Source organism: Paenibacillus sp. J22P277, assembly GCF_059383675.1.
Window position 1 is genome coordinate 903,903 of sequence record NZ_JBXENS010000001.1, and the last position, 25,943, is coordinate 929,845.

Below are 25,943 nucleotides of genomic sequence, written 5' to 3' on the forward strand. Positions count from 1 at the left end.
CATTTCTTGCTTATTATTTTATGTTCAAGTTTACGTAGAACGGTGCATCGGTCACGCCCAGCTGGCTAGCATACGCGAAAAGCTCCATATCCCTCTGTCAGAAAGCTGAATCCGCTGCTTACGCTTCGAGATGAAGTCCGAGACTAACGGAAAGTGCGCGCAAAATCAGCGTAACCGATTCTTCACGAGAGGCTTGCTCATTTGGCGCGAATGTATGATCGTTCCTGCCTTTCACGACGCCGGCCTCGGCAACAGCCTCGATATTCTTAACCGCCCAATGGTTGTCCACATCTTTGAAAGAGCTTGCCCCGGCGGCTTGGCCAAAATCAATGACTTTCGCGAGAATCGTAACGATCTCAGCCCGCGTAATCGGTTGGTTTGGCCTAAACGTGCCATCTCCGTAGCCATTAATGAAACCATAGGATTTCAAAGCCTGGATCGATTTTAACGCCCAATGCTTCTCCACATCGGCAAACGTTGCAGTATCTGCGTCTGCTTGAAGTCCTAAGGCATTAGCAAGCATCGATGCGAACTCCGCGCGGGTGATGGATGCCTTCGGATGGAAGGAGCCGTCCTCGTACCCTTTCACGAATCCGATCTTGGTCGCCAGCTTGATTGCATCGGAACTCCATGAGGAAGGAGATACGTCGCCGTAGCTTACCGCAGCGGGATCCGCCAGTGCCTGCTCCAGCTTCGCCTTCACTGCGACAGCATCCACTGCTTTACTCACAACGGGATGAGCCGGCGATGGTTCCGGCGTTGGCGTTGGCGTTGGTTCTGGTTCCGGGGCCGGTGCAGGGCCAGGATCCGCCGTAATCGGACCGGAAGAGCCGCCAGCCGCTACCTCGACATTCAATCGCTCCGTAAATCCGTTATAGAATACGGTTATTTTGGCCGTGCCGGGTTTGATCCCCGTCACTTTCCCATCCTTCGTAACCGTGGCTACTTCCGGATTTTTCGATTGGAAATAAGCATATTGCGTAACGTCTTCGGTCGTGGAGTCGCTAAGCGTTTGCGTCGCCGTTAATTGCTTCTCCTGGCCTACCTGCAAGGCCGTTAGTAGAGGCGTAATATCGAGCGAAGTCGTTAGCGGCGGCGCATCGGAATACGTCACGATAACAGGAATTCGCTCCGCCTCGCCTTGATAGATGGCATTCAAGACCGTTCCGCCTTTGTAATACGTCCCGTGCAGCTTGCCCTCCTCGTTGAAATCGGCAATAAGCGGGTTACCGACTTGCCATTGCAGATCTTCATTATTCATCGCGGTAACGGTACCATCGCTATAGATACCTTTGATGACCGGAGTGCCTTCGTCTTCTTTTTTATTCAATATGAAGTAGGTTGGATCCGCGCTCAGCTTCAACAATTTCGGTTGGATCGGATTTTTCGTAACGGTAACGTCGAATTGAATCGTCTTTCCGTTGTACTCGCCCGCTACAGTCGTCGTGCCCTCTGTCGTGCCCGCTATGAATCTCACATCGTTAGGCACGTTGTAATCATACAATAAGCCCAGGATGCTATCGTCGCCGACCGTCCATTGGATGAAACGGTCGAGGTCCTCTTTATGTTCGTTGGACAGCTCGTCAAGATAGACTTCCTCCAGTTGAATGAATGAGGATAGTTGAGGATTGATTTCCACCTTGTAATGGCCCTCCGCCACGAATGCCGCGTCAGCCTCGATTCGCTGCAAATCAACCACTTGCAGCTGCAATGTTGCTTGATACGTAATCCCGTAATGGACATAGGTGTACGTAGCCGTCACATCCCCGGACGCGATGCCTTCCAATGACCCGTCCGGATTCGCCTTCGCTACATTGGGCTTATCAAAGCTCCACGCGCCGCCCAAATCTTGAACGGCTCCGCCTTCCGAATCCATGGCAACCGGTTCCAGCAAGTACGGCTGACCGTCGTACAGTCTGATCGTGTCTCCCGAAGCATAAATGCCTGATCCTTCGGATTGAGGATCGATGAATTGCGTTGCGACAAGATCAAGTTCATCCCGCTTCTCCGTTACCGATACATTCAGTTGAAGCGTTGGAAAATTGCCATAGGCGATCGAAACGGTGGTTTTCCCGCGCTTCGGAATTTCCGTATAGTCGGTACCCGTGGAAACGCCGACGATATTCATCTTGCCATCGTCTTCCGCCACATCCGCGATCGTCGGATCGTAGGATGACCATGCGGCTTCAGTACTGACATCCGCTGTCGTACCGTCGCTCTTGACGGCCAGCAGTTGAACAGGGAACAACTCGCCCTTCTCGATTCTGACGTTCGTCGTGGACACCAGCAGCGCGACAGTCGTCGGATCAGCTGCTTCCGCGCTTTGATCCGGGATACGAACATTGGATGACACGTCTCCGTCCCGCACGGCAACGCGTACGATAACAATCGCGCCATCCAACGCCAGCTGCACGGAAGTTGAACCCGGCCCGACTGGCGTAAGCACGCCGTCGTCCACCTGAACAACGCTCGCGTCCTTCGTCGTCCAAGCGCCTTTCGTCGTCACGTCGGCCGTCGTTCCGTCTTGATAGCCGGCTTGCACGGTAACCGCATGCGCGCCGCTTCCCGCTTCCAGCATGACGTCCGGTTCGCTGACCTTCAAGCTCGTGATTGACGCGGGCGCTTCAGGAAGCACCGATGCTTGCGTGCCGGCGACATTCACCGTAACGGACGTCGACTGTCCTCCATATCCAACGTCGATCGTCGTCGTACCCGCACTGACTGCCCGCACGACGCCATGATCGGAAACAACAGCAACCTGCGGATCCTTCGACGTGTATGAAGACACCTGCGTCTTATCGAGTTTCGTTTGATCGTCGAGCGTGGCCTCTACTTGAAGCTGATGCTCTGCTCCGGCTTGGAGATCGAGCGCAGCGGTCGCCACGTCTAACGCAGCCGACTTTCGTTGATCGGCTTGCTTGACGATAACGGGAATATAGACCGGCCAACCGTAATAAGTGCCTCTCAGAATCGCAGAGCCTACCGACTCCGCGACGACTTCGCCATTACCCGACAGATTCGCGACAGTCGGGTCCGAAATCGCCCAATCGGATTCGCTTAGCTGATCCGTAATATCCTCCACCAGACCGTCGCTGTAGATCGCCTTGATCGCCGGCAATCCGACCGGCTTGCCGTCAGTAATGGTGTAGTGGTCCGGCTCGGCTACCAGATTGAGCAGCGGAGCCTTCACGGCATCCGATACCGTGACTTTGAATTCGATTTTATAATCCAAATACGTGCCCCTGATCGTAGTCGTGCCTTCCTTAGAACCCGCGTAGATGCGCCCGTAATTCGCAATCGTGGCGATGGACTTGTCTTCAACCGTCCATTCGATGTCGCTCGTGATCTCATCCACGGTATTTTCGCCTCTGAGGCCCTCGTCATAGACCCCCTGAATGCTTGTCTCTTGGTAGGAACGCGAATGCAGGACGACCGGATCATCCAGCGGCACCGTAAACCCTTGATAATCCGTGCGTACCAGCTTGATTGGACCGCCGACAAAGACAAGCGCCGCATCGATGCCCAGCCCGTCATCGTACCCCTCTTCCCCTGGCGTTCCGACCGGAGCGGTCACTTTGTATTCGAAATAGATATAAGCTTTCCCCTTGCCTACGGGCGTAACGACGCCGTTCGCGTCCACCCTCGCAACCTTCTCGTCCGACGAATACCAGCGGCCGAATGCCGTGATATCGAACAGATCCTTGTCGGTAAAGGACAGATCCGCATACAGCTTATACGGTGCATCCGTCACGAGGAGCTTAAGCAGGTTGCTCGTCAATCGCAGGCCCTCGGTCATGTCATTAATAATGCGATCCTTCTGCACCATGACCGAAATCGATAACGTGGGCAGATCGCCGTATTTCACCTTGATCGAAGTCGCCGCGCCCGTCTTCAGCCCTTTTATGATACCTTTCTGGACTGTCGCCACCGTGGGATCTTCCGAAGTCCACACGGCGTCATCCGTAATATCGATCGTTTGGCCGTCCGAGTAAGTCCCTCTCAATTTGACCGGATAGATAGTGTCCGTTTCTACGGCCAAGTTCAACGTCGTTAGGAAAAAAGCAACGAACGTGGGCTTGTCCGCCCCCGCTTCTTCCGGCGTTTCGGCTTCCGGAGCAGCCGTGACCTGAACCGCGATTTTCACGACGGCGTCTTTAAGATTCAGCAGAACCTGCGCGGTCCCGACCGCGACAGCCGTAATCTTGCCATCCGCCACCACGGCGACTGCCGGGTCGGAGGATGTCCATGCCCCTTGCGTCGTGACATCCTTGATCGAACCGTCTTTGTACTTCGCTTCGACGGTTACGTCATGCGTGCCTTCGCCTAAGGCGAGCGTTACTTTGCTCTCGCTTGGCGTAAGCGTGTCGAACTGCGCCGACAGTACATTGTGTTCCTGTTGGGTCGGATTTGGCGGTTCAATGCCTATTCCGATATCCGAGGAAGCATGAACCAAGCTGCTGAAGAGCGAACCAATTAGAGCAACGACGAGGAATGATGAGATAATGCGTCTAGCAGCTTTTCGAAATGACATGAACCTACCTCCGACAGCTTATTTATATGAATCACTCCAATACCGGAATGTACATATCAAGACGGGTAAGCCATAGAATTCTGTTTCGATTGCAGGCATAAGAGATAAATAAAGCCGATTACCGAGTTCTGTCGGAATCAGCTTTCGCGATGCTCGAGCGAATGATTGCCCTCGCTACGGCGACGAGGAAGTCGAGTTGGCCGCTCATCGCCCAAGATTTTTTATCGCAATTATGTAGAATTATAAATTAACAGAATTTTCACATGAATTTATTGTAAGGTTTTCTCTCCTATTCAACAAATTACGAAATCATAGGATGCATATAAGATTATTTATAAACCGCTTCGGTATGCTTGGAGGCACGGTGCGCGTTGCGGGAGAGCTTGTTCGTTCATAGCGATTACATCGAGGGATTGGGCAAAATGTGGAGGGTGACGGCGAAGACGGGGAAACACTCATTTTTCTGAATCGGCGGAACCACGCGCTTTGCCCAATCGACTTCTCGAGGTTTGCATATTTCTGGATACCGGAATATGATTCCCTGCCTTGCCCAATCCGAACTTGGGCATATTGTTATACACGCACTCGAAATCTCCAAGCTCAACCCTGTAGGTTTCATGGAAAATGCCTACCGCCCCGTTTGCGCTGATGGTTTTGTTATACGAATCCCAAGTCTTTAAGTGCAGTTCTCCGCGCGCGTATTTCTCGAGCTGATCGTAGCTTCTCCAATACTGAATGACGGTCAAGATTCTCCCGTTCCTGGACAGCTCCGCGGATAAAAATCCGGTTTCGGGATTTTGCGTCAACTCTATGATCATCGCGCGCATGGCTTTGGATACCGGTATCCACTTGTGAACGGCCAAGTAACGGTTGATTCGCATGCCGATGATGAAAACAACAAAGGATTTATCCATTTCGACCGTATATCTGCCTTGCATCACATGCTTCATTTCGATCACTCCTATTTGAGGGTTTAAATGTTACCGGGCATCTGGAACTTGCGATCGTCGAGTAAAATCTGTTTCAGATAGTCAATGACGGTTGCGTATGCATCGGAATCGGAAAAGGCGATATGAATCGGGATCTCGATTGTTTCCGCGAGTGGAACCATGCGCAGTCGGGGATATTGATGCGGCAGCAGGATGCCGCTTAAGGCGGGCATGATCGAATAGCCTTGACCGCTGGCGAGCATTCCCATCAACGTCGACATTTCATTCGCGAGGTGAAACCGCTCGGGAATTTGTCCGAACATGGCTTGCCATGCCAATTTTAGCTTGTCGTAAATCTTCATCGCATAACGCTCGCATAATACGAACGGCACGTCCTTGAACAGGACGGCATTGCTAAAATCTTTCTCTATTTCGCCGTAATGCGCAGCATCGTAAAACAATGCCAATCGGTCCATCGCCAACGGGTAAGAGCGTACGGGCGGTCCTTCCTCCTGCCAGATGAATATGGCGACATCCATCCCTCCGTTTCCAAGTAAATCCAGCATCGGCTGCAAGGGCCTTGATATATAGTGACAATTCAATTCAGGGAAATGGCGGCGAATTTCAGGTATGACTCGCTCGATAAGAAACGGTACGAGCATTTCTTCAGTGCCGATTATCAACCGCTTTTCGCTTAGTATTTGGCTGATTTCCGATCCTGTTGTTTGCGAGATTTGATTAAAATAGGACACCGCCGTGTTAAGGTCCTGCACGCACTGAGTGGCGACGTACGCGAAGTACTGTCCTTCGTCGGTCAATCGTATGCCGCTCCAGTTGCGATCCAGAAGCGTAAATCCAAGTTCTGTTTCCAATTTGCGAAGCCTTATGCTCAAGGTCGGTTGCGTGATATGTAATTTTTTGGATGCTTTACTTATGCTTCCTTCAAACGCGACCGTTAAGAATGAATACAAATTCTCCAGATTCATCCTACGCACAATTCCCTCCTTTATCATCGATGCAGACGGACAAAACCTTACCATATCATTTTCAAATCGCCTCCGTTTCATACTTTCTCTTTGTCGATGCACGCTTGCCGACGAACCGTGCGTTTTCAAGCGCAGCCATAAAAAATGCAAAAAAGAAATCCATCGTTTATGGATAAACGAGGATTTCTCTACAATCTGAGAAACTTCACATTCCGGTAAACATGACACGAAAAGCCATGCCGTTGCACACAAATCAGTGCCCATAAACGGATGGTTAGCAGAAAGAAAGATTGTGTCCGGTGGCCACGCGGCTATAGTTTAGTGTTCGTTGAACGTAAGGAATAGATTCGAATCGTTCCGCCTACAAGAAGAATCTTATCACATAACGGGTCAGCATAAGTTATTGAAACTATTTATAGCCCGTTTACCCGTACGCGGATTCAAAATTTAATCGAACGGTTGAATACTAACTCGTTGTCTAAATAAGTGTCTGTACTTTGGAGGCTGATTACATGAACGCTATTTGGACATGGAATGTAGTAACGTTGATTTTCATTGTTGCATCGCTGTTGACGATTTGGAAAAAATCGACGTGGATGCTCCGGGGGATCAACCTGATCGCCATCGTCATGATCATCATTGTGTTGGTCTTGACGATTGAAAATTAGAGACGCGCGATCGCTGCTCAGCAAGCCGTACGTGAAGGGCGTAAAGATTGGACTCGACGGCAGCGTTCAGTATACGAGAGGCTATTTGAACCCAGAAAAATAACGCGCAGAAGCACCGCGAATTACGCGGTGCTTCTGCTTTTCATGGAAACGATAGCGGGATCAGGCGCATGCTGCACGATCGTCAGTCGATTATTATTCACCCGACGTCCAGACGGAAAAATGAAAAAAACTGGTACGGATCAAGTGAATGCAGCAGCAATCATTGTGGAAGTGTTTGCTTCTGTAGATTCGCTACCTTCGTCACGGATCTGCCTACGTCCGGGACTCTTAAAAGAATATTCGTTCGGTTAACCACAAACCGCCCAATACAAACGCGATCGCCGAACAGAGATTGACGACTCTCACGGAATACTTCCATTTATGAATAAAGAAGAGAATAGGCAGCAATATCGCGAGAATCCCTAGCTGGGCGACCTCTATTCCCAGATTGAAACTAAAAATATTTAAAGCCAGATCGTTTTTTGCAAGATTCATGCCCTTTAATAAATCGGCGAACCCCATGCCGTGAATTAAACCAAATACAAACGTAATCATCCAGCGTTTTCTCACGTCTTTTTTGAAAATATTTTCAATCGCGACATAACAGATGCTAAGGGCGATCGCCGGTTCGACGATACTCGACGGCACGTCAATAATGTCGAGCACGGTCAAGGTCAACGTTATACAGTGCGCGATGGTAAATGCCGTGATAACCGACGCGTATTGTTTAATCGTTTGCCTTGCAATCAACAGCGAGAAAATAAATAACAAATGGTCATAACCCGTTAAAATATGTTCTACGCCTAATCTGAAGAACGAGATGAATGCAGACATCATTTCCATGAACCCTCCCAAGATTTTAAAAGATCAATCATTTCCTTTTGCTTTTGAATAGACAAAACTATTAATCATATAGATGAATAAAGTTGCAATAGCTGAACTCCATAGTAAGAGGATGAATGCGGAACTCAAGGGATCTACATCTGCCTCTATTGCAGTATTCATGATGATTTTTCTCCCGCTGTACACAGTCAGGTAATATGCCATGAACAAAGCGGCGGCCATATGCAAACCACTCATCGATATGAAAACCAATCTGCCGGTTTTTCGTGACAGCGGAGCAAGAAGCTTGATTAGGATAATGGAGAGGACCGATAAGCCCGACAGCCAAAAGAAAAACCGCGGGTCCGCTTCCGGCTCTTGCATGATCTTCAGGATTAAAACAGGGCCAAGTGAAACCAGGGCAAGAAGGAAAATAGGCTTGGCAAGTCGATCGAAGTAATTGCCCACATTGAAGGATCTCCAAAATTTGGCCGGAAAAAGCAAAACGACTACGGCTAAATAATAGATAAGACAACAGATAAAGCCAACCATCATGTTCCTATGGTTTATGATTTCGCTTTTTTTCACGGCATAATTAAAGTTTTCTCCCGGACTTGCCAATGCTATTGCCTGATCCAAGGCCCGAATAGCCTTGCCAAAATGATGTTGCTTCACGAGAATGTCAGCATATAACCGCAGGGCCAACGCTTGGTCTGTATTTGTCATGGTTGCCTTGCCAAAGCTGGCTATATAGCTTTCCGCATGCTCGCTTGCGGCTTGATATTCGGCAGCTTCAAAATATTCGTTAGCCAAGTAGATATGCATTTCGGGCGCTATCGATGCGTCTTCATTCTTCGAAAGAATGGTTTCGACTTTCGCCAGCCTATCTTGAATGGTCATATTGTCTTCTTCTGACTGAACGCCTCTAAAATCCCGCAATGCTTGCCATTCAGAACGTCTCTCCTCGAGATATGCTATTCTGTCTCGAAAGTCTTTGGAAAATGTACCATTCGGGAAACGGTTGAGATACATCGTATAAAAGCTCAATGCCTTATCGAAATCAAATAGGTAATCGTCGTAGATATGAGTTAACTGCTTGTACACGATTTCATCATTCAGGTCCGGATTCTTGGCCAACAGTTCCTCCAAAACCGTTGCCGCCTGCTCATAATTTTTAGCGGCAACGAGTTCGTTCGCTCTAGTGCGGTATTCCGTTTCGTCAACGGCGGAACTGCTTTGAGCCATGCAGGTACCAGAAATCATAATGAAGACCATGCCTATCATCATGATAATTGCAAAGAAATAAGTTGCGCGATTCTTCTTCATGGATTTCTCGCTTCCTGCTTGCTTAGAATGGGACCAGTTGCAAATTGAATAGCCGATCGACGAACCAGACGAAACCAACAATAAAAATGGCCGCGGATGTTACGATGGTTACTCTTCTGAGAGAGAACTTTTTCCTTATCAAGTAAAGCAGAGGCAGCGTGACTAATAAGATCAACAGTTGTCCAACTTCTACGCCGACATTAAACGAGACCACCGAGCGAACAAGATTCGATTTGTTTGCGACATATTCCTGAAGGACACTGGCAAAACCGAATCCATGAACCAGGCCGAACATAAAGGTGAACAGCAATCGATAATTGACCTGTTTTGACAACAGGTTTTCCGCCGCAATATAACAGATGGAAAGCGCAATGACGCTTCCGACATACTTCGGGTTCAGATTGACAACATGCATGGCCGCCAGCAGCAAAGTAATGCTGTGCGCCACAGTAAATGTCGCGATGATTTTTATGGTTTCCCTTGTGGATAAACCGATCACGATTAAAGCAATCAAGAACGCGATGTGATCATACCCGGTTAGGAAATGTATGATGCCGAGTCCTACATAAGTGGCGATATCAGACACAATTGCCGCGGTTTTATCAGAGAAATCCCATACAGTATTGTTGGAATCGAATATGTTTTGCAAATCCGGCGGAGTCTTATCGAAGACCGCTTGCACCGAATCGTCATCGGCATCGGTATAATAAATATAGCCAATATTCGCATGTTGATTATTGGTTTCTTCAAATAATAGATGATAAGCAATTTTCACCTTGTTTTCTTGCCAATTAAAATCCAGATCACTTACTTTCAGCCATATTATCCACGTTGTACCTTCCCGCTCAATTTTAACCACCTTTTCTGGATATGACCGGTCATTGATGGAAACCGATAGCTTCTCGTTGATATAGGGTTGGATGACCTTGGTTGTCATTTCATGGAGCTGGTCATCAGTCAGATGGTCCAGGTCAAATCCAAGTTCCTTGATCCCTTTTATTTGCTGGAATAACTCGGGGTCGAGCTCGATTGTAGACAGAATACGATCCTTGCCAAAGGCCCATTTGGAGCTTCCTAGATACATGTCGTGAGCAAACGCGGGGGTCACTCCGCAAAGTAATAAGACGAGGACCAGGATCAATGCCGCTAGTTTTTTGATTCCTTGCCAATGCATACGATGCACTCTTTTCTTCTGTAAGTTATGCCGTGGCCGAAAGGAACACTCCGACCCTTGACCTCTTGGCAGTACGGAAACCAGACTGAATTGATTATTAACCAATTAATTATATGAAAGGTATGTATGGCGAACATAAAGTTTATGTTGTTTTCTCGTAAAAACTGAGATGTAGCACGATTGAAAGCAACCATGCCGCAGGAATAAAGAAATGGCGGTGAAAGGATTCATTCCCTAACGCCGCCATTTTTAATTACCTATGTTTGAGGTAAACCATCCATCCTACGATGGAGAATAGCTTATCTTTTTGACAGCCCGTTTCGGAGATATGCAGGGCGTGTGACACGCCCCGCTGCCCCAGATGTCTTAAAGGCTGCCTTTCTCCTGCAACATCAGATAGAGAGTATAGATCATTTGCGCGGTTTCCGCTCTCGTCGCTTGACCCGTCGGGTTCAGCAACGAGCTGCTGCCTTTCACGATACCGGCATTGACCAATTCTTCCACGGCTTTGACTGCATAAGGCGCAACCTTCGCCGTGTCTTTGAAGCCTTTCAAGTCTGCCGTCGTGCCGCTTAGGTCCAGCTTGCCGGTGACGTCCATTGCCCGGCTCATAAGAACCATCATGTCCTGACGCGAGATGAAATCGCGAGGATTGAACTTGTTGTCGCCCAAGCCGTTCGCGATGCCGAGCGCCTTGACGATACCAAGCGCTTGATAGTAGTAGTCGTTCGCCTTCACGTCGCTGAAGTTGGACGTGACATCCGCCTTCAGGTCCAGCATGCGGACGAGCATTTCCATGAAGTCAGCTCGCGTGATTTGCTTGCTAGGCTCGAAAGACGTGGCTGAGGTGCCGTTGATGATGCCTTTGTCGGCCAGCACCGAAATAGCGTCTTTCGCCCAATCGTAATGCGAATCGACGTCTGTGAACGGGTTGGCAGGGATGACAGGCGTGCCCGGGTCGGTCGGCGTGCCGCTGCCATTGTCCGGAGGCGTTGTATTGCCGTCGGTCACAGGCGGGATATAACCACCATTGCCATTGCCGTTGTCGTTGCCGTTGCCATCGCCGTTGCCGCCGTCATCCGGATCCGTCGTATCGGCAACTGTGTAGATGACATGAAGTTGTGGAATTTGGTCTGCATTGTCGCCTGCGCCTTCAAAGGACTCGGCAGTTCTCGTGCCTTGACCGGTCAGAATGAAGCCCAATGTATTCCCTTCGACCCATTCATCCTTATTTACGATGTCCTGGACCAAGGATGCAACGTTAGGCGTTTGCTGGTCTGGACCGGCTTCATGCTCTACCGTCCACTTAGGAATATCCTTCCAGTTTACGGAATCCTTCGTCTTCACCCGCGACGAGACGTTCGGCGGATCTTGCAATTGTGAATTTGCAACGTCCTCCGCATAAATATTCACGTCAAACGGATCTGTGTTCTTATCGGGCTCGTCAACGGAGAACTGGATATAGGCGTCAAGAATCTTCGCCCCTTTGGGAATAGCCAGTTCAGCAAATCGGAGCAAGATCTGTTGGTTGGAATCTTCCGTTACGATTTCCAGATCGGAACTTTCCAAATCCAACGTTCCATCCGCAAGTTCTTCCGTATCGTCGTATTGGCCTTTGATTGGCGCTACGAGTACTTGGTCATCATCGCCCGATGAAGGGCCGACAATGATGGATACCGTATTACTATCGACTGTTATTCCTTCGACGGTAACTGCTGCCTGAATGGTTACGGCGGTCGTACGAACCGGCGTATTTTTCACAGTTACAGTGCCGTCAGCGGAAATGGACAAGATATTTTCCAAGCTTGTCTTATAGCTGACGGTAGCCGAAGAAAGGTCCATAGCGGCTTCCACATTGTCTTTCCCCGATAAGCTAAGCTTGGCCGAAGCGCTGCTCGACAACGAACCGCGATCCGTTGTTAGTGTTGCTTGTGCCAGCCCATCCGGATTATGGATATTGACAGTCACTTTGTTACTCTTAACCAACTTGCTGCCGTCATAGATCTCGGCCCAAACCTGAGCGGATTCGTTAAATACAGGTTTGTTCTTGAGCGACACGGTTCCGTCTGCCGCAATGGACAGTCTGTCCGGCTTGTCCGTGTAATATTTCACGAGGGCACCAGTAAGATCCACAGTGGCGTCTTTGCTGTCGACAGCGGCCAGACCGAGCTTAATGTTGCTTTCGGGAGTAGCCGTTTGCAACGTATCTTTGTCCGCCGTCATGGTTAATTTGGAAATGTCCAATTGAACCTGCGTATTGTGAACCGTTATGGTCTCGATATCCGTGCCGTCGATCCGACGGGAGGTCACGTTCATCGTATCCCCGTTCACATCGAACTCGGTTAAGAAATACGACGCATCGGCCTTGACGATGTTCGGCCAAGTCGGGTCCACTTGATACGTCGGAGCGCCGCCGCCGCCGGAGGTGAGGTACTCGATGCCGTCGACCTCGGCACGGGCATAGTTATGGTTGTGTCCGTTCAGATACAACGGTACCCCGAACTGCTTCAGGATAGGATGGATATATTCTTGGAGGTCCGTATTGTTCTCATGCGTACCGGCACCCCAAGCCGGTTGATGACCCATGACGATTTTCCACGGCTTGGTCGTGGTCGCAAGGTCGTTGATCAGCCAGTTATACTGCGCCGATCCGGGCTTAAAGTCCGCATACTCGTCCAGTACCGAGACATGGACCGGACCGTAATCGAACGACCAGTAGAAGTTATCCACGTATGGATAAGGGAAGTACTTCTCGTAGACCGAACCTACGCCCTCATGGTTGCCTCTTGCCCCCATCATCGGAACCTCGGCCTGGAGAGCACTCAACGCCGGATAAGCGGTCTTATCATTCATGAAGTATTGAGCGGTCCAGTTGCTCTCGGAGTCGCTCGAAGCAATATCCCCGCTGTTCAGGAGAAGCGTCTGGTAGGATGGGTCGGCGGTATAAGCCTCCCGTGCCAAGGCGGCAACCTTCTCCTGGTAAGCCGGTTGGGTACGACTGTCGCCGTAGGAAAGCAATTTCACGGAAGTAGCGTCAGCCGCAGGCGCGGTGACGAACGAACCGGCCTGGCCATCTACCTCGTAGTAATACTTGGTAGCCGGCTGCAATTCGGTGAGGTCGATCTTATGCTGGTTGTCGGTACCGTATGTTTCGACGGACTTTTCACCTAACGCATATGTGGTGTCGGTCCCCCACTTGATCGTATTCGGTTGGCTATCGCTCGTCTGCCAAAGGACGCTCATCGCGCTGTTTGATCCCGTGTACAGCAAATACGGCCCCTTAATGATCGTGCTTTCAGCCGAGACGTTTAAAATCCCGATGGAGAACAGAATCGTACATACAAACACAGCCAATGTTAAACCTTTCCATTTGGCTTTCAACTTCACCTTCATGTCATCTCCCCATTCTCTTTCATTAGCAGTCGGCCTTGGAACCCCCCAGTACGGCATCCTCCCTAATCAATCCAAACTAACAAAATCGCCCTCCTTACTCCGCCGATATCGACACGCCAATAGATCTGCCAGCACGTATCTCTCTTTCTCTTCGTGCCATGTAAAGAATTGCGGAATTCCCAAAATATACCTAATAACCTGCTGCCAACTGCCCTAGCCATTATACTCGCAATCTATCCTTTGAAAAATTAAGATAAAATTAACTTTGTATTAAGCTAATTTTAAGCATCGACGTCGCCTCGCCCGGCCATAAAAAGTGACTCGTTTCGATAGCGTTTGCAATTTCCTTAACTGGCATTAACATTCCTCTGATACTTCTTCTTTACAATTATCGACATCATAATCCCTTACGAAAGAGATGGACTGTCGATGAAATCAATATTCAATGCAAGAGATTTTGCGGTTACGCAAGCGAGCGTAGCCGCGCTGCTTTTTTTATCGATCCCGTTGTTTAATGTCATTGGATTCAGCAATCATAAGCTGGAGGCGGTTCTGCACGGATTAGGCGCAACCATCACCGTGATCATGAGTTGCCAAGTGCTTCATTTGACCTATCCCATGCTGCGGGGCAAGAAAGGAGCAGCGGTCACACTGGAATGGGTACTCTGGCTCACGAACATCCTGGTTCTGGTTACGATCATCTTCGGCAATTGGCTTTACATCGCTTACCGAGGACCGGATGGTCCCCAGCAGTGGCTGATGTACCGCAGCCCCGAAGTCCATTTAATCGTCATGGAATATAAAGAATTCGTCTCGCTGTACCCGCTCCCCTTGGGAATCGCGGCGGCCTTCTTATTGCGCCGGTTTCGCCATCAGCTCGAACCGGGCTCGGCAATTAGCGGAATCATTGCTTTACTGATCACGCTGTTCTGGATCTGTTTACTGATCGGACTTGTATGCGGGCTCGGCTTGACGAAACTGAAAATGGCATGATTTTCAACATGATAGGGAGAGAACAAAAGGTGAAAGAAACAAAACAACGAAAAACGGGCGAAATCGCCGCTATCCTGCTTTCCGTATGGCTCGGTATTGCAGCGACAACGCTCTCTCACTTGTGGAGCTATTACAACCCGCTTCAGGCTAATCCGATCTTGCTGAATTGGGGTTCTTGGATCCCCTCTTGGTGGGCCATCGGTCCTTATACCGGCAAAGAAACGGCGGGACTGGTCGTCTGGTTGGGCACATGGGCGATACTCCACTGGACGCTCGGGCGGATCGAGGTCAAGCTGAAGCCTTGGACGATCGGATTTGCGGTTGCCTTTATTGTCAATCTGATCATTCTCTGGCCGACCGTCTACCACACCATCTTGTGGTGGCCTTCCTTGCCGAACACGTTACCGGGAGGAGAGGGTTAAGCTTATGGCAGCCTTATACAAATATAAGCTTTCTTTATCGCTGCTCGTGTTAATTGGCATTCTGTTTTGTTCCTTCTATTGGACAAGGGTACCCATGGAGGGATACAAGTCATCCGCCGCATCCTCCACGTCGTTTCGGTTTGGATATTTCAACCAGCAGGACGGGGACATCGGGGGATGGATCAAGCAATTCCGGGACATCTCGTATTTCGCTGCCTCCAACCAGCTGCTGCAGGATCATCCGGAAGCGCGATCGTTCCAGCTCTACCCCGTCTATGACGGTTCTGCGACGGAACAGGACTTCGACCAAGCGTATCCCCACGTGCCTACCGAGTCGCTTCCGGGTTACGGGAAATCCGTTTACGCGATTAAGCAAGGAAACGCCAAGCTCTTCTTCCTGAACGCAGGCCGGTTAAGCGATGCGGGAGACAAGCAGTTGGAATGGATCCGCAAGACGATGAGCGGAAGTAAACAAACCTTCGCCCTTGCCTGGCTAAGCGAAGATCCGAAACTTCCCGAGGTGTGGAAGGCGCTCAGGACGGCCGGTATTAACGCGGTATTCGTCCGCGATACCGTCTACGTACTGCATGTAGGCGTTTCCCAGGAGCCTTCCGATTATCAGCCCTCCGGATACGAGGACTGGGACAAATGGGGCTTGGCCAAGATGAAGGAAACGCCCGTTATTACGGTAATGGAAGCGAATGAAAATGCGTTGACCATCAAAGCGGAAAACGAGCAGGGACAGATCGTGGATCAACTGGAACTGGACGCGGATAACCTGGCTTCGTGGGACCTTGCCACATTAAAGGAAAAAAAGGAAATTCCGCTCGTGGGCATTCAATCTTTATGGCATTATCACGCCGGTGACGATTCGATCAAATCCACCATACCGGAAGGGGTAGACTTAGTGGGAGAAGGACCGATTATTGAAACCACCCACACGGAACCGGTTCCTCTGCCTGCTGACGATTGGCGCAGTCCGGATTACGAGGATTCCGACTGGAAAACCGGCAGGGCTCCTTTGGGATTTACGAATAACAAGGAACTGAAGGCCTATCTTCAAACCAAATTAGAGGTCGTGCCGTCCCCGACCTATTATTTCCGCAAGTCGTTTGAATTTAATGGCGATCCGCAGGAACTGTCTAATTTAGATTTGAATATCGCCTTCGAAGACGGTTACGTCGTATATCTGAACGGACAGGAAGTATCCCGGGACGCCATTGTTACCGGGATCCTGACCGAATCCTCGCTTGCGTTTCCGAATGAATTTACCTTCTATCGGAGAATTGATCTCAAGGCCCATTTAAACAAGCTTGTGAAGGGGACCAATGAAATTGCGGTTGAAGTCCATCGCGGCCACCCCGGCGCGCCCAATCTGTTTTTTGACCTCGGCCTGTCTGTTGAATCCAATGGAGAGGAACGTTGATGATGCTCACGAACGTGCCGAATTGCCTAAGAAAACCAATAAGGCGTAATGTTGCCTCATGTTTGCTGGTCGTTGTTCTCGTCTTGTTAATGACCGGATGCGTCCCGGCTCCGAAAAGCTCGATTCCGATTGCCGACATTGCCCTGACGAACAACCATGTGATTGTCCAAAACGAAACCGGATTTATATGGTACAATGCAAAGCTTATCATTGACGGCAAGTACACCTATGAAGCAGCGATGATGACCTCGGGCAAATCCAGCGTCCCGCTCGCCAAATTCGTTGACGATCAAGGCCATGCTTACAAGCGCGATCGGTTGAGCATCCGCCATCTGACGATCGATATTACCGACACGTTGGGCGCTAAGAGGCATCTTAGTTGGTGATACAGTAAATCTCCGCGAAAAAGCCGCATTCATGCGGCTTTTTTGACGTTCTTGTCTCCACACTCAGCCCCCCCTTTATATTCCAAGCATCACGGACATGAATGTTTCCTGAAGCGCTAACGCAGCATGTTCGTTGAATCATCCCTTCACCCACTCTCCCGTATACCATTCCGTATACAACAAAGAAGGAGCAAGCTCCTCAACATTCGAGAGCTTGCTCCTTTTAGTGGCCTTTTCAGCGGCCTCCTAAACAACCCGAGCCGTCCAAGGGATTGTTTTCCAACGATTGCGCTTAAGCGGCTTCATGCAGTGATACACGGTCGTCTGTGCCAGAGGTAACGGCACCATCGATCGAGAATGCTAAGACAACCGTATTGGTTCCATCGGCCGAAATCACGTTAAGACGATGATCTGTTGTAATAACTTCGGTTGGAGCAACCGCGTTACCGCCACCATCGACAACCGAAATCGTTTGGACGCCATTCAAGGATATTAACTCGTCCAAAACATTCGCAACCGTAGTTCCGGCTTTAATGTCGATCGCATGGCCTGAAATGGCATTAATATGCGTGCTTGTATACGCAATATCTACAGCTGCGTCAGAGACGATGCCTGGGGAAACGTAGGATTGCGATAAATTTGCCTGCACGGAACTATCGAAATCGGTACTGCCATTTGCATCAGGAAGCACGGTTGCCGTTTGTGTTAGATAGGTTTTATTGAACGCTTTAATCGCTAGATTGTTAAAATGGTAACTTGAAATGCCTCTAACTTGCACCGCACTGCCGATTAACCCGCCTTGTAGTATCGTTAGGTTGCTTAAATTAACGTCCGTTCCATTATCAACGACAATCGCAAATCGGTCATTTCTTAAATTGTCTTCGTATTTTATAGAACTGTCTTGAATCGTGACATGATCGACATATTTCATGAGTATGCCATATGCAGGGAATGAACTCGCATTCGCATAGGACGATGTTCGATAGTTCCCCCCATTCTTGGCTTCGGCTATCACTGCCGTCGTGTTGGATAGAACGGGCTTGGAAGCAGGTTTGGCAGGATTAAAGGACGCCGTCAGCTCAAGGTTTTTAATCGTGATGTTGCGAACGGGATACGTCTCTCCATCCACGATCGTTCCGACCGAACCAACGTCGACTTGGCCCGCGGCTCCGGTGCTTGGAAAACGTTTATAGCCTTGAATCACGATCGGGAACGCTCCGTCTCCTCCGGCGTTCTTGGATAAAACGGCCCCATCCACCGTTACATTTGAAATCGAACCGGGTCTTCTTATTCCAAGCGGCAGCCTTGCCGTTTGAAGACTTCCGTCTTCGTCAAGCCCGGCGCCTTCAAAACGAGGAGACACGCCGAAAGCAATGCCGCCGGAGGTGTTTTCTAAATGCAAATCCGACAAGGTTACGTTGCTTACGTTTGACCCGTCGTTAACCCAGATGGCCACGCCGGTTTTATTCGCATTCGTTGTTAACGTTAAATTTTTCGCAGTTATATTTTCAATGTCTCCAACGGTTTCCGAGCCTAACTGAAACACATTTCCGCCTGCGATATCACCGGCCACGATTTTTTCAATATCGTTATTGGAAACGTGTCTAATGAATCCTAAAGAAAAATCGCTTCCTAATTTTGCCACGTCATTACTGGATTTCAAAGTTGTAATGTTATAAGCGGATGCGTCGTTATCTTGCATAAAGTTGAACGTGTCTCTTTGACGACCGGAAGTGGAGTTAGGCAATACTATATTTTGAACCCTAATGTTATCGCAGCCAGTCGTTAGTATAGAAAACCAGCCGCCTTGTTCAATGGTTAAAACATGATCCTCATCCGTTCCGCCAATCTCGATATTTTTAGATAGTTTGAACGACATGGTTTTGGTTCCGCTACCGGCAACATAAGGATCGCTATAACCCGTATATAAATTCATATTTCCGTAAATTTTGGCCGAATTCCCGATAATTTTGATATTCTCTACGCGAACGCCCCACAAAAGAGCGTCTTCCCAATAGCCATGACCGTCATCCTGCCCCAATGCGAAAGGATAATTTAAAGGAGCTTCTCTTGCGTCGATATGGTCCAAGGCGATAAGTTGAGCGTTCTTGTCAAAATATAAATAGACGTTGCTTCTTAAATGAATGCTGTTAGAGGCAAAATTCGAGTCTCCTTTGAAGTAAACCGTTCCGCCGCCGTTTTTGCTTGCTGCAACAATGGCTGCATTGATGGCAGCAGAATTATCGGATCCGGTATAATTAATAATGTCACCCGCGCTGGCCAATACTTTTGCGTCAGCAACAGCACCAAAATTCGTTACGTCATATTTACCTGAATAATAGCTCACCATGTTTGAACTTCCATCGGATGTCGCTAGCTTAAAGTAATAGTTGGTCTCCGGTAATAGGTTCGAAAGGATCGCTTGTTGCGATTTTAATTCTGCTCCTGTATTCACCCAAGTTAAACCTCTGTCTAAACTTGCATAAACGCTTGCTTGTTTCTTCATGGAATCAGCTTCCAGTACAACAGTTGTCGGGGTGTTATAGGAGACATCGGCAGCTTTTCTGACTAAATGCGTTCCATTAGAAGTTACATTGAAGTTTGCCGTTCCTGATTCCTTATAATCCGCTTCGCGAGGTGTTCCCGAGTAAGCCTTGCCGCTAAAAGTTGCACTGAACGTTCCGCCTCGTTTTGGAATTGTTTTGTTTTTCAAAACAAGCGTAACATCAACGCCATTGTATGCGCTAAAATCCGTATTCTTTATAGAAACCGTTTTTCCACCGTCCGTTATGGCCACTTTTGTTCGCAAATCTTCATTTGAATTTATATCTCTAACCCAGTTTCTTCCCGAATGGTTATAGTCTTTTGCAGAAGCGATAGCAGTATCGTTTAATTGCACGAAGCCACGGCCGATTAAATCGAACGTATCCGTAGAGGAAGCCGTTATTCCATCCGGCAAATGAAAGGTTAACGTTCCGTATAAATATTTTCTTTCCGGAGTGGTTTTATTAATCGAATATTCTAATATTATATCTTGCGTTTGACCTTCCGTATATTGCTGCAGGTTTGCTTTTAAAGTTGTTAGTTGGATCGTGAACGGTTTGGATGTTCCATCTTCAGCAACTACAGTTAATCGATCATTATTCACGATCTCATCAGATAACCTTTTTTCGGTACCCGAACGATCCGTAACCGAATAATGTTGAATCGAATTGTCCGTTGAGTCAATTTCGGCAAGCAATTGTTCAACATGATACTGAGGGATCATATAAATCGTACGATGTGCGTTGTCGATGCTTGATAGGTGAATGGCGTTATTCAGCACCCTAAGCTCCGTGTTGGAAGAACTTTTCGGCTTGAAAGCGGCCTTTTTTAAAGTTATCGAAGAATGACGAATTTGCAACGTGTAGGATTTGGCGTGATCGACCGCAGGCAAATTCGTTATCGAATAGGCGATTCCATCTATGCCTTTCAGTACACTGATTTTAGCATTAGACAGATCTATATCATCCCTTCCGTCATGGATAGAAATATAAGGAGGAACGCTGTCGCTCGTAATATTCAATAGATCGATCGTAGAAGATGTCTGAAAGGAAAAGGTGTCGGAGGCTCTTACGTTAGACGAAAATCCCAAAGAGGTTATTTTCTTCGACTGTCCGTGATTATCCTGTTTCGCTTGTTCCAAGCTGTCGCTAAGTTGCGGATTAGACGCGGCCCATGCACCGTAAGCCAGACAAAACAACATTGTTAGTGCAATCATAGTAGATATAAGCAACTTTTTTTTCAACTTTACTCACACTTCTTTCGATTTATTTGAATGCAGTAATAGCATAGTTCAGTTTTGTTTGATGATTGTTAATTAGACAATAATTGAGCACAAACGCCTAGTTTATTTTTCCATCGTTCCGATGAAAGCCGGGTCCTCGAGTCCTTCGCCCGTGTTGTCGAATTTCTTGACGATCTGAACACAAACCGACGTCAATGAATAACAAAAAAACCGACTACCGTCGTAACAGTAATCGGTTCATCCCAGGAACAGCGCGACATGGGCTACGTCTTCCGGCTGCGTCAGGCGTCCGAGCGGCGTGCGGCCGATCACGTTCGCTTTAAAGGTATCGAAGGTACCCTTGGCGTAGAACCGCACGGAATCCGTCTCCACGACACCGGGCGAAATCACGTTGGCCGATGCGTCCATTAGCGGTACCGCGCGCTGCACGGCGTAGATCCTAGCCGCATTGACGGTCGTGTCGATGAAAGATGCGCCCGATACAGCCGAACATTCCGAGTTCATTATTAAACTTAAGCAGACTGCTTTGGCATTGACATAATAAAGAGGCTTGAGGATGTTCCCATTGGAACGATCCCAGCCTCTTTTTGTTACTTGCATCTGTACGTTGCCCATCATTTCTTCAATGCACTTACCCGAGGAGGATTATTAAATCGCACCTACAACGGCATGGGGCACATAAGGCTTCTCCAGTGACGCCATCTCTTCTGGGGTTAGCTTGACATCGAGTGCGGTGACCGCGCTCTCGAGATGGGATTCTTTCGTGGCACCGATAATCGGCGCGGTAACGGGCGCTTTCTGCAGCATCCAAGCAAGCGCGACTTGCACGCGAGAGACACCGCGTTGTTCCGCAATCGCCGCAACCTGCTCCACGATCGCTCGATCCGCCTCCGCAAATGCATCGTATTTCGACTTCTGCACTTGATCGGTTTCCGAACGGTTCGTCGTCTCCGCCCACTCGCGCGTCAAGCGGCCGGATGCAAGCGGGCTATAGGGAATAACGCCGATGCCTTCCGACTTGCAGAGCGGCATCATTTCGCGCTCCTCCTCCCGATAGATGAGGTTATAGTGATTTTGCATCGACACGAATCGCGTCCATCCGTGCCTCTCGGCAATATGCAGCGCCTTTTGGAACTGCCATGCAAACATGGCGGAAGCGCCGATATATCTGGCCTTTCCCGCACGCACGACATCATGAAGCGCCTCCATCGTTTCTTCGATCGGCGTATGATAATCCCAGCGGTGAATTTGATACAAATCCACGTAATCGGTCTCCAGCCGCTTCAAGCTCTTATCGATCTCGCTCATGATCGCCTTGCGGGAAAGCCCGGCTCCGTTCGGTCCTTCGTGCATGCGGAAATGCACCTTCGTCGCGATGACAACTTCATCCCGATTCGCGTATTCCTTCAGGGCGCGTCCAACATATTCCTCGCTGGTTCCTGCCGAATACACGTTTGCCGTATCGAAAAAATTAATCCCAAGATCGAGTGCCTTCTTAATAACCTGACGACTTTGCTCCTCGTTTTGTACCCATGGATGAGTCCAGCGTGCTGCATCGCCAAAGCCCATACAGCCAAGACAAAGCCGCGATACGTCCAAGCCGGTATTTCCGAGTTTTACGTATTCCATCAAGTAATTCGCTCCTTTGGCATTAATACTTATACACGCCATTCATCATAACCCAATAGAGATCAGCACATAGTTCGTTATATTCATCTAGAGAATCATATAAGCAAAAACTGCTTGTGGGATGGTTTCTGGACGAATATTCGTAGAGCAAGATCGAGCCGTTCTCCAACTGCCATGCAGTATGAATACGTATGATCTTTTCTCCATCGACTACCGCCTCTTCGACAACGCTTCTGATAGATTGACTCGAGCATAACAGCTCGTCCCGGGAATAGCCGATACCGTTAAGCGTTCTCATAATGACCTCCTGGCTAACTGCATTCAACCGAATCATGGATGCCAATTCCGCGCTGTGATTTCATTCACTACAGATTGAGATATTCTTCATCGGTTACGGGTTCTAACCAGTCCGTCTGCCCTGGAGTCAGTGCCAGATGCACAAACCAACTACTCTTCGTCGCACCATGCCAATGTTTTACCTTGGCCGGGATATTTACCACATCACCTAGTTTAAGTAATTGGGCCGGTTTTCCTTCTTCTTGATACCATCCCTCACCGCCGGTAACTAATAACACTTGCCCGGCATGATGAGAGTGCCAATTATTGCGAGCTCCTGGAGCAAAGGTTACATTCCCGATGGCGGTATTGAGCGGCGTCGGATCGGTAAACACCATTTGCAAGTAGGCATCTCCAGTAAAGTATTGTTCTACTTTTTGTCCCAATGGAAAGATTGTGCTATGACTTAACTGCTCATTTTTCAAGCTTACAACCTGCTTTCTATTGATGATTAGCCACAGAATTAGATATCCAGTTTACGGTTACCGAGCCATTTCACCATTTCAGGGTCGCGATGCGAAAAGAACAAACTCTGTTTCGTATCTAAGGCCGCAATGGACTCCATATCCGCTTGGCTCAATTCAAAATCAAAGATATTGAAGTTTTCGATGATTCTTTCTTTGCGAACGGATTTGGGAATCACGACGACTTCTCTTTGAGCCAGCCAACGCAAGACCACCTGAGCAACGGATTTATTCACCTTCTCCGCTATGGCTACCAAGATCTCATTCTGGAACAAATTATTTTTCCCTTCGGCGAATGGCGCCCAGGATTCGATTTGAACCTTATTCTCTTTCATGAAATTCGCATTTTCAATTTGTTGGTTGAAAGGGTGCGTTTCGACCTGGTTTACGGCAGGAACGATTTCATTATGAATAATCAAATCGATCAGACGATCCTCATGAAAGTTGCTTACACCAATCGCACGGATCTTGCCTTCACGATTTAATTCCTCCATCGCGCGCCAAGAACCATGCACATCTCCATAGGGTTGATGAATTAAATACAAGTCCAAATAATCCAATTGCAATCTTTTTAGGGATTTTTCAAAGGCTTTTCTCGTGCGCTCATAACCGGTATCCTGAACCCAGAGTTTCGTAGTGATGAATAATTCCTCTCTAGGCACGCCACTGCGTTTTATCCCCCTTCCTACTGCTTCTTCATTTAAATACGAAGCCGCGGTATCAATCGACCGATAGCCTGCCATAATAGCGTCATAAACGCTTTGTTCACATTCATTTTGATTCGAAATCTGAAAAACGCCAAAACCGAGTACGGGCATTTCCACACCATTGTTCAAAGTAACTTTTTGCATATAGAATCCTCCATTTTTTTAATGTGATTTGCTAATAGATTTACGCTAAGCCCCATGCACATGGATTTCCTGCTTATTGTTCCGTAGGATTGCTATTGTTGCACCTTAATTCCATTTATATTATGCGGCAATTGAACAGCAGGCCGTTATCCCGTTTGTTGCAAATCCTTGCCTTATTCTCTCGCTGGCAACTTACGCATGAACGAATGTTGCCTTATAATGAAACGAAAATAGAATCGAGGTGGAGGAATCTGATGACTAGTTCAAATGAACGGCTGCGGGATGAACTCGCCAAACGAATCGAAAAGCATTCTGTTCAGGAGGGCGCTTCTGAAACCATAATCCCTTCTTTGTTTATGATTCGCCGTTCTAACACAACCGAGCCGGTACACAGCGTTTACAAACCGGCCTTCTGTTTTATTGCCCAAGGCTCGAAAGAGATCTTTTTGGCGCAGGAGCGATTCGAATATGGTCCTTCCGATTATCTGATTTCAACCATGGATTTACCGGTAGTCGGCCAAATTGTCCTCGCTTCCTCCGATGCTCCGTATTTGAGTTTGAGGTTGGAAATGACTCAAAATCAAATTTTAGCGGTGTTGAACGACGCAGACATACAAATCGACCGGCATGAAAACGTTGCCCGCGCGATGTACGTCGGCCAGATCGAATACGAGCTCCTGGATGCTTTATTGCGGTTGGTCCGATTGCTGGAACAGCCCCGCGACATACCGTACTTGGCCCCCATCTACACCAAGGAAATCCTATACAAGCTGCTGCAAGGGCAATACGGCGCCGCGTTGGCACAAATGGCAATGGAAGGAAGCAGTACTTATCGAATCAGGGATGCCATCGAACTCATTATCGCCAATTTCGATAAATCGTTACGAATCGAGGAGCTTGCAGAGACTGCAAGGATGAGCGTGTCTACGTTCCACCGACACTTCAAAGAAGTGACCGCTATGAGCCCCCTCCAGTATCAAAAACGGCTGCGCTTGCAGGAAGCACGGCATCTCTTATTATCCGAGTCCGCGGATGCCGCAGACGTGGCTTTCCGCCTCGGCTATGAAAGCGCATCACAGTTTAGCCGAGAATATGTCCGCATGTTTGGGTTTCCGCCTAGGGAAGATGCCAACCGCTTGCGTGCGAAGTTCGATCACGGCGTTCGAGCATAACACGAAGAAAGGAACGAACGACCTCGCCCCGTTGAGGCATGGGAGCGGGGATCGCTGAGGCGAAGTGGAGATACGCATAAATGGAAAGTCCGCATAATTCAAGCGTCGACAAGCTGAGCAGATTTCCTACAGCACCGTTAGAAGAAAAAAAATATCTGTGACTGTACATCAGCGCACAACAATACAACTTCTTGTCTTTCAAAAAGGACAAGAAGTTGTTTGATTCAATTGCTTATGCAAGTCGCGTGATCACAAAATGCGCGGAGACAGGCCTTGTTCCTCCTGCAACAGGAGTAATCGTTAATGCAGTTGAATTGCCGGTTGGATTTCGCAAGGTGAGGATGGAATTGAGGACAGTTGTTTGAACGAGAGCCATTCCTACGATTTGCGAAGTACCTGTTGCTCGCCCTACCACCGTATAGGCTAAATCCACACCATTTATCGTCAATATCAGTTGACCCGCTTCGTCAACGCTCACCTGAAACAAGACCATATAAGTCCCGATCGCAGTCAGGTTAAATGTACTGGGACCGGTGCGAACGATCGCGCCCCCGCTAGTAGGTCCATCTTGCGGAAAACTGACGTCTGTACCCGGGGCTACCGTTG

Annotated in this window: 18 protein-coding genes; 6 read left to right on the plus strand and 12 right to left on the minus strand. The window is 48.6% G+C overall.

Features of this window, described 5'->3' with window-relative positions; all coding sequences use genetic code 11:
- Nucleotides 1–118 precede the first annotated feature (118 nt).
- From AC50YL_RS04295 to AC50YL_RS04305, 3 genes are all read right to left on the minus strand, one after another.
- The gene (locus AC50YL_RS04295; RefSeq protein WP_494829566.1) at nt 119–4,531 is read right to left on the minus strand and encodes an S-layer homology domain-containing protein; all 4,413 of its coding nucleotides are present in this window, start codon (nt 4,529–4,531) and stop codon (nt 119–121) included.
- A gap of 455 nt (nt 4,532–4,986) precedes the next feature.
- Complete coding sequence (locus tag AC50YL_RS04300) at nt 4,987–5,481, minus strand: DUF4188 domain-containing protein (protein ID WP_494829799.1); 495 nt, start codon at nt 5,479–5,481, stop codon at nt 4,987–4,989.
- A gap of 23 nt (nt 5,482–5,504) precedes the next feature.
- Nucleotides 5,505–6,446, minus strand: coding sequence for a LysR family transcriptional regulator (locus AC50YL_RS04305; protein WP_494829568.1), 942 nt, complete (start codon nt 6,444–6,446; stop codon nt 5,505–5,507).
- Nucleotides 6,447–6,958: 512 nt separating this feature from the next.
- Here AC50YL_RS04305 and AC50YL_RS04310 point away from each other — a divergent pair.
- Nucleotides 6,959–7,114 carry a hypothetical protein gene (locus tag AC50YL_RS04310; RefSeq protein ID WP_494829570.1) on the plus strand — a complete coding sequence of 52 codons (156 nt, stop codon included), beginning with the start codon at nt 6,959–6,961 and terminating at the stop codon, nt 7,112–7,114.
- Nucleotides 7,115–7,444: 330 nt separating this feature from the next.
- On the opposite strand, the gene AC50YL_RS04315 is transcribed toward AC50YL_RS04310, so the two are convergent.
- The 4 genes from AC50YL_RS04315 to AC50YL_RS04330 all read right to left on the minus strand — a co-directional run bounded on the left by AC50YL_RS04315 (nt 7,445) and on the right by AC50YL_RS04330 (nt 13,871).
- Complete coding sequence (locus AC50YL_RS04315; RefSeq protein WP_494829572.1) at nt 7,445–7,993, minus strand: HupE/UreJ family protein; 549 nt, start codon at nt 7,991–7,993, stop codon at nt 7,445–7,447.
- Nucleotides 7,994–8,023: 30 nt separating this feature from the next.
- On the minus strand, nt 8,024–9,304 hold the full coding sequence (locus AC50YL_RS04320; protein WP_494829574.1) for a tetratricopeptide repeat protein: 1,281 nt from the start codon (nt 9,302–9,304) through the stop codon (nt 8,024–8,026).
- Nucleotides 9,305–9,326: 22 nt separating this feature from the next.
- Nucleotides 9,327–10,478 carry a HupE/UreJ family protein gene (locus AC50YL_RS04325; RefSeq protein ID WP_494829576.1) on the minus strand — a complete coding sequence of 384 codons (1,152 nt, stop codon included), beginning with the start codon at nt 10,476–10,478 and terminating at the stop codon, nt 9,327–9,329.
- 366 nt (nt 10,479–10,844) lie between these two features.
- Entirely contained in the window at nt 10,845–13,871 is a 3,027-nt protein-coding gene (locus tag AC50YL_RS04330; RefSeq protein WP_494829578.1) for an S-layer homology domain-containing protein, read from the minus strand.
- A 429-nt stretch (nt 13,872–14,300) separates the two neighbouring features.
- Here AC50YL_RS04330 and AC50YL_RS04335 point away from each other — a divergent pair, with 429 nt between their 5' ends.
- The 4 genes from AC50YL_RS04335 (at nt 14,301) to AC50YL_RS04350 (ending at nt 17,098) form a co-directional block, all read left to right on the plus strand.
- Nucleotides 14,301–14,864 carry a hypothetical protein gene (locus AC50YL_RS04335; protein WP_494829580.1) on the plus strand — a complete coding sequence of 188 codons (564 nt, stop codon included), beginning with the start codon at nt 14,301–14,303 and terminating at the stop codon, nt 14,862–14,864.
- A gap of 29 nt (nt 14,865–14,893) precedes the next feature.
- The gene (locus AC50YL_RS04340) at nt 14,894–15,286 is read left to right on the plus strand and encodes a hypothetical protein (protein WP_494829581.1); all 393 of its coding nucleotides are present in this window, start codon (nt 14,894–14,896) and stop codon (nt 15,284–15,286) included.
- A gap of 322 nt (nt 15,287–15,608) precedes the next feature.
- Nucleotides 15,609–16,712 carry a hypothetical protein gene (locus AC50YL_RS04345; protein WP_494829583.1) on the plus strand — a complete coding sequence of 368 codons (1,104 nt, stop codon included), beginning with the start codon at nt 15,609–15,611 and terminating at the stop codon, nt 16,710–16,712.
- The gene (locus AC50YL_RS04350; protein WP_494829585.1) at nt 16,712–17,098 is read left to right on the plus strand and encodes a hypothetical protein; all 387 of its coding nucleotides are present in this window, start codon (nt 16,712–16,714) and stop codon (nt 17,096–17,098) included. The genes AC50YL_RS04345 and AC50YL_RS04350 overlap by 1 nt, the downstream gene beginning before the upstream one ends.
- 292 nt (nt 17,099–17,390) lie before the next feature.
- Here AC50YL_RS04350 and AC50YL_RS04355 read toward each other — a convergent pair whose 3' ends face one another.
- The 5 genes from AC50YL_RS04355 to AC50YL_RS04375 form a co-directional block, all read right to left on the minus strand.
- Nucleotides 17,391–20,885, minus strand: a complete 3,495-nt coding sequence (locus AC50YL_RS04355) for a hypothetical protein (RefSeq protein WP_494829587.1) — start codon at nt 20,883–20,885, stop codon at nt 17,391–17,393.
- Between the two features lie 237 nt (nt 20,886–21,122).
- The gene (locus tag AC50YL_RS04360) at nt 21,123–21,314 is read right to left on the minus strand and encodes an SDR family oxidoreductase (RefSeq protein ID WP_494829589.1); all 192 of its coding nucleotides are present in this window, start codon (nt 21,312–21,314) and stop codon (nt 21,123–21,125) included.
- 219 nt (nt 21,315–21,533) lie between these two features.
- Nucleotides 21,534–22,514, minus strand: a complete 981-nt coding sequence (locus AC50YL_RS04365; protein WP_494829590.1) for an aldo/keto reductase — start codon at nt 22,512–22,514, stop codon at nt 21,534–21,536.
- A 365-nt stretch (nt 22,515–22,879) separates the two neighbouring features.
- A complete protein-coding gene (locus tag AC50YL_RS04370) occupies nt 22,880–23,275 on the minus strand; it encodes a cupin domain-containing protein (RefSeq protein WP_494829591.1) in 396 nt (131 codons plus the stop codon).
- Between the two features lie 38 nt (nt 23,276–23,313).
- Nucleotides 23,314–24,165 carry an aldo/keto reductase gene (locus tag AC50YL_RS04375; RefSeq protein WP_494829592.1) on the minus strand — a complete coding sequence of 284 codons (852 nt, stop codon included), beginning with the start codon at nt 24,163–24,165 and terminating at the stop codon, nt 23,314–23,316.
- A 254-nt stretch (nt 24,166–24,419) separates the two neighbouring features.
- Here AC50YL_RS04375 and AC50YL_RS04380 point away from each other — a divergent pair, with 254 nt between their 5' ends.
- The gene (locus AC50YL_RS04380) at nt 24,420–25,337 is read left to right on the plus strand and encodes an AraC family transcriptional regulator (protein WP_494829594.1); all 918 of its coding nucleotides are present in this window, start codon (nt 24,420–24,422) and stop codon (nt 25,335–25,337) included.
- Nucleotides 25,338–25,943: the final 606 nt, after the last annotated feature.

Bases quoted from the DNA above. Each gene is read 5' to 3' on its own strand.
- AC50YL_RS04295 (WP_494829566.1), bottom strand. From the start codon at position 4,531: ATGTCATTTCGAAAAGCTGCTAGACGCATTATCTCATCATTCCTCGTC.
- AC50YL_RS04300 (WP_494829799.1), bottom strand. From the start codon at position 5,481: ATGAAGCATGTGATGCAAGGCAGATATACGGTCGAAATGGATAAATCC.
- AC50YL_RS04305 (WP_494829568.1), bottom strand. From the start codon at position 6,446: ATGAATCTGGAGAATTTGTATTCATTCTTAACGGTCGCGTTTGAAGGA.
- AC50YL_RS04310 (WP_494829570.1), top strand. From the start codon at position 6,959: ATGAACGCTATTTGGACATGGAATGTAGTAACGTTGATTTTCATTGTT.
- AC50YL_RS04315 (WP_494829572.1), bottom strand. From the start codon at position 7,993: ATGATGTCTGCATTCATCTCGTTCTTCAGATTAGGCGTAGAACATATT.
- AC50YL_RS04320 (WP_494829574.1), bottom strand. From the start codon at position 9,304: ATGAAGAAGAATCGCGCAACTTATTTCTTTGCAATTATCATGATGATA.
- AC50YL_RS04325 (WP_494829576.1), bottom strand. From the start codon at position 10,478: ATGCATTGGCAAGGAATCAAAAAACTAGCGGCATTGATCCTGGTCCTC.
- AC50YL_RS04330 (WP_494829578.1), bottom strand. From the start codon at position 13,871: ATGAAGGTGAAGTTGAAAGCCAAATGGAAAGGTTTAACATTGGCTGTG.
- AC50YL_RS04335 (WP_494829580.1), top strand. From the start codon at position 14,301: ATGAAATCAATATTCAATGCAAGAGATTTTGCGGTTACGCAAGCGAGC.
- AC50YL_RS04350 (WP_494829585.1), top strand. From the start codon at position 16,712: ATGATGCTCACGAACGTGCCGAATTGCCTAAGAAAACCAATAAGGCGT.
- AC50YL_RS04365 (WP_494829590.1), bottom strand. From the start codon at position 22,514: ATGGAATACGTAAAACTCGGAAATACCGGCTTGGACGTATCGCGGCTT.
- AC50YL_RS04375 (WP_494829592.1), bottom strand. From the start codon at position 24,165: ATGCAAAAAGTTACTTTGAACAATGGTGTGGAAATGCCCGTACTCGGT.
- AC50YL_RS04380 (WP_494829594.1), top strand. From the start codon at position 24,420: ATGACTAGTTCAAATGAACGGCTGCGGGATGAACTCGCCAAACGAATC.